Raw genomic sequence first — 1880 nt, forward strand, 5'->3', positions numbered from 1 at the left:
CGTGGGATAACGATACATGGTCCCGGCATGGATACCGACAGGCAGGCCATGCTTTTGCGCCGCTTCATAGATCGGCCAATAATGGCTGCGACCAAGAAGCATTTCGTTGCCGGCCAGCAGCAGGACCTGGACGAACCTTTTGTCGGAGGCACATCTATGGATTTCTTCCGCAGCCCGATCGGGAAGCTGCGAAGCCACCACGATCGAACCGCGCAAACGCGGTTCAGCATCCAGCCACTCCCGCGCCAGCCATTTGTTGGTCGCGGTGCAGACTTCTGCGCCCATCAAGCCACTTGCCGCGACTTGACCGCCATAGAGCGGATTACAGATTGCGAACTCGCAGTTGAATTTATCCAGCGCCTGTTCCCGGCAGCGATCGAGGCTGATGCCCGGCTTTTCACCAGCCTGCCGCCAGTCCGGACGGCATGACAGCGGTACACTCGGCGGATAGCTGGCCAGATCCATCTCGCCGATCGCGCGGCTGATGAATTGTTCCTGCCAATACTCGTCCATAAAGGGGATCAGGGCATCGTTTCCCGGCACCGCTGGATGAATATCGCAATCGATTACCGATGTCGGCTTGTGCAGCATAAATGCCTCGCTTCCAAGAAACTTTGCCATCTCACGATGGATCGGGTCGATCGTTCAGAGATCGACGACCAGGTATGCGTCTTCGACACTCACGCTTTATACGGACCCTCGACCAATTCGGCTCCCGCAGCTATCGATACCGGGTATTGTTTGACGGATATTCGCCCTGGATCACACCACGACTGGCCAGTGCGAATATCAAATTCCCAGCCGTGCCAGGGGCAGCGGATGAACTCGCCGCGACGCGAACACTGGACGTGTCCCGGCTCATCTGCCGTTGCAATACCTGAGATCAAGCCCATCGACAGCTCTGCGCTCTGATGCGGGCAACGGTTGAGCAGCGCGAAGTAGTCGCCATCGACATTGAAGATGACGATCGGACGGCCACGCACCTCGAAGACCTTGCGCATGCCCGGACCGACATCCTCTGCCTTGCCCACCACATGCTTAGCCATTTTTCCTCCCTGGCAAAAGCGAGACGGAACTGATCCGAGAAGCCATTTTAAACCTAATAACCTCGCTCCATCGGCGGAATAGACAGATTGGATCAAAATGCACCACCACAGGTGTGGCCAAGGCCGAAACCAAACGTCGCGGACAACTGCATTGCTCGGGCCTCGGTGGAAGTATTGGGCCACCGAGATTGTGCCCCCGCTGACCGCGACTTGCGGATCGACGCCTTCGACGCGGCTTCCCTTCTCTCATCTGGGATTGTCGATGTACTCCCACGTGCATTCGCGCCGCGTTGCCGGCTCACGGCGATACTTTAGGATGTTAAAGCGAAGGCCCACCCCGGTGAGCCTTCAGCCGGCCTTATGCCTTTGCACGCAGATCACCAGGCGTGACTTCAAAAGGTATTGGGCAGACATATGGGCGCCCCCCAGTTTGTTGCTTCAATTCAGCCTTCGCACGAGCGATGATCTCTGGATTGCGTATGCAATCTGCCGCAGTCGAAGCGATGACCTTGGCTGCCAATATCATGCCCTTGTGGGCCGCCGGCAGATCGCCTTGGGTGACGAGTTGCCAAGAGTGAAAGGGCGTGCCGATGGCGAAACAGGCTGTTTGACACTGTGCAGTTGGCACGATCCAGCTGACGTCGCCCACGTCCGTCGAGCCCAACTCGAATTGGTCTGTTCCCAAGGGCAAAAGGCTTGCGTGGAAGATCTCATCCTTCAACGAAACATCGCGACCGGCCACGCTGGCCAGCGCGTCTTCGTCCGTCAAGGCCGTCTTGCGAAGCTCCTTAGCGAACGCATAGTCAGCTGCGTCAAAGGGAGGCGGGCCCACAC

General features: G+C 57.9%; 1 protein-coding gene and 2 pseudogenes. All 3 read right to left on the bottom strand.

Going from position 1 to position 1880, the window contains the following annotated elements:
• Nucleotides 1-591: amidohydrolase family protein (locus EOA24_RS36320; protein WP_133374823.1), on the bottom strand; the 591-nt coding region annotated here is incomplete at its 3' end.
• Nucleotides 592-645: 54 nt separating this feature from the next.
• Nucleotides 646-1046, bottom strand: a pseudogene (locus EOA24_RS36325) (Rieske (2Fe-2S) protein).
• A 358-nt stretch (nucleotides 1047-1404) separates the two neighbouring features.
• Nucleotides 1405-1880: pseudogene (locus tag EOA24_RS36330) on the bottom strand (amidohydrolase); the annotation flags it as partial.

Origin of the sequence: Mesorhizobium sp. M2A.F.Ca.ET.039.01.1.1 (genome assembly GCF_003998035.1) — a bacterium.
In the GTDB taxonomy this organism is placed as follows: domain Bacteria; phylum Pseudomonadota; class Alphaproteobacteria; order Rhizobiales; family Rhizobiaceae; genus Mesorhizobium.